This is a genomic window from Flavobacterium sp. (genome assembly GCF_049590715.1).
Taxonomy (GTDB): Bacteria; Bacteroidota; Bacteroidia; order Flavobacteriales; family Flavobacteriaceae; genus Flavobacterium.
Genome location: NZ_JBAWDL010000051.1, coordinates 1 through 2,419, shown reverse-complemented (window position 1 = coordinate 2,419; position 2,419 = coordinate 1). Strand labels below are relative to the sequence as shown.

General features: G+C 32.6%; 4 protein-coding genes and 1 pseudogene. 3 read left to right on the top strand and 2 right to left on the bottom strand.

Annotated features, from left to right (window positions below):
- On the bottom strand, positions 1-281 hold a 281-nt coding region (locus WBQ70_RS02560), incomplete at its 3' end, for a Nif3-like dinuclear metal center hexameric protein (RefSeq protein ID WP_423910129.1).
- Between the two features lie 302 nt (positions 282-583).
- Between WBQ70_RS02560 and WBQ70_RS02555 the strand changes: the two genes are divergently transcribed.
- From WBQ70_RS02555 to lpxK, 3 genes are read left to right on the top strand one after another with little or no spacing between them, the layout of a single operon-like run.
- A complete protein-coding gene (locus WBQ70_RS02555) occupies positions 584-838 on the top strand; it encodes a DUF2683 family protein (protein ID WP_423910127.1) in 255 nt (84 codons plus the stop codon).
- 7 nt (positions 839-845) lie between these two features.
- The gene (locus tag WBQ70_RS02550; protein ID WP_423910124.1) at positions 846-1,082 is read left to right on the top strand and encodes a Txe/YoeB family addiction module toxin; all 237 of its coding nucleotides are present in this window, start codon (positions 846-848) and stop codon (positions 1,080-1,082) included.
- Positions 1,083-1,085: 3 nt separating this feature from the next.
- The gene (lpxK, locus tag WBQ70_RS02545) at positions 1,086-2,096 is read left to right on the top strand and encodes a tetraacyldisaccharide 4'-kinase (protein ID WP_423910121.1); all 1,011 of its coding nucleotides are present in this window, start codon (positions 1,086-1,088) and stop codon (positions 2,094-2,096) included.
- Between the two features lie 172 nt (positions 2,097-2,268).
- Here lpxK and WBQ70_RS02540 read toward each other — a convergent pair.
- Positions 2,269-2,419, bottom strand: a pseudogene (locus tag WBQ70_RS02540) (type I glyceraldehyde-3-phosphate dehydrogenase); the annotation flags it as partial.

The following is a 2,419-nucleotide window of genomic DNA, read 5'->3' as shown; positions in this document are numbered from 1 at the left end:
GCAATATCGTTTTTGATTGCTTTTAAAATAGATCGCTCTACATAATTTTTGCCCGTAATTTTTTTAATGCCTGCAAAAAGTATCGGATGAAAACATACAACCAAATTGCAGTTTTTAGTAATAGCTTCTTCAATTACATTTTCGAGTGCATCATGACAAACAAGAACACCCGTAGCTTCATCTTCTTGATTGCCTACTAATAAACCTACGTTGTCAAAATCTTCAGCATAGCCCAAAGGAGCCATTTCTTCAAGTACAGTAAGGATTTCTTTTATTTTCAAAAGGGATGAGTATTTAAGTTATTGATTTATAGGAGCATAAAAAATCTTCTTCTCCAGGTAATCTGTCCCGCTATCCGCTATATCTTTGCTTTTTTAAAGAAAAAAGCAAAGGATACCGCTCCTATCGGGGCTAAATTGAACGTTTTGTTTTCTTAATTTCGTTTCAAAAAAAACAAAAAATCCAACATCAAAGATAACGGATTCTACTTTCAAAATGACAATTTTATAAATAAAACACCAAAACAGTGTCTGCTCTAATCTTCAATAGGTTTTTGTATCTTTGTAAATAAAATCCAATTCTCATGACAACGATAACTATAAAAATCAACGAACATAGCAAAGCTGGTAAAGCCTTTTTAGCCATGTCTGAATCTTTTTTTAAAGGAGTAAAAGGAATCGAAATTATTGAAAATGATACTGAAAGTCTAAAAAAAAAAAGCCCATATAATCCCGAGTTTGTAGAAATGGTTTTGAAATCAGCTAAAAGCAAGAAAAACATAGAGGTAAATCCAAATGATGTATGGGGAAGTTTAGGATTGAATAAAAGAAATTGCTGAAAAGCACTTGAAACTTCATTACAAATCAGGAGATAAAAAAAGTATCAAGAATATTGAAAAAATATTAGTTGAACTTTCAGAAAATCCTTTTGAAGGTTTCGGTAAACCTGTAGCATTAAAATATACACTTACAGGTTTTTGGTCAAGAAAAATTAATAAAAAAGACAGATTGATTTATCATGTAGAGCAGGATATTGTAACCGTATATGTTGTTTCTGCTATGGGGAATTATTCTGATAAATAACCTATGAACATCCTCCGAAAACTTTTGTTTCCTTTCGCCATTATATATGGTTTAATTACGACAATTCGTAATTTCTTTTTTGATCAAGGAATTTTAAAATCCACCAAATTTGACTTACCCGTAATTGCTGTAGGGAATTTAAGTGTTGGCGGAACAGGAAAAACACCCCAAATAGAATATTTAGTTCGAATGCTATCCAGCAAATATAAAGTTGCCACTTTAAGCCGAGGATACAAACGACAGTCGGAAGGTTTTGTTTTGGCTGGAGCCAATGATAATGCACTCACATTAGGAGATGAACCTTTTCAATACCATCAAAAATTTCCAAAAATCCAAGTTGCCGTTGATGCTAATCGTACCAATGGAATCCAACAATTACTTACGAAAACAAAACCAGAAGTGATTCTGCTGGATGATGCCTACCAGCACCGTAAAGTAAAAGCTGGCTTATATGTCTTACTTACTGCGTATGGTGATTTATATGCGGATGATTATATGTTACCTATAGGGAATTTGCGAGAATTACGAAGTGGAGCTACAAGGGCTAAAATTGTTGTAGTAACCAAATGCCCTACAAACCTTTCAATCAAAGAACAAAAAGAAATCACAAATAAACTAAAACTAAATTCAAATCAAACTTTGTTTTTTAGTTCGATTGCCTATGATGAAACGGTTTATTCTGAAAAAGGAACATTAGCTGTTGCTGAAATTTTAAACATAGAAAAAGTCCTTTTAGCTGGAATTGCGAAACCAAAACCGTTTTTTGATTATTTAAAAAACGAAAATGACCTTTGCTTAACCTATCCAGATCACCATCATTTTTCAAACAAAGATTTAGAAGAAATTCAGGCAAAAGCCAATGGCAAAATCATCATCACCACCGAAAAAGATTATGTACGTTTGAAAGATAGTGTATTGAAAAATCAACTGTATTACTTGCCGATAAAAAGTCAATTATTAGGAAATGAAATGCTATTTGGAAAGCTGATTTTAGATTTCGTGTCAAGTTTTTAATAAAAAAAGTACACAGATTCGAGAAATTAAAGAAAACTTTGTGCCCTTCGTGCCTCCTTTGTGCTCTTTGTGTTTAAACTCCGTGTCGTAACAGTAAAATTACTAGCGACTTTGCGTCTTAGCGGTAAAATAAAACTTAGAGAGCTTAGTGCTTTCTTAGTGTTCTTTGTGGTTAAGCTCCTTTCGAAGTAAATAAAATCAAGTCAATTATTCTAGACGAATACCCAATTTCATTATCATACCATCCTACAACCTTCACCATTTTGTCAATAACTGAAGTCAATTGCGCATCAAACAAACACGAATTACGATTTCCTAATATA

Coding starts and splice junctions, on each gene's coding strand:
- WBQ70_RS02555 (WP_423910127.1), top strand. CDS start 584: ATGACAACGATAACTATAAAAATCAACGAACATAGCAAAGCTGGTAAA.
- lpxK (WP_423910121.1), top strand. CDS start 1,086: ATGAACATCCTCCGAAAACTTTTGTTTCCTTTCGCCATTATATATGGT.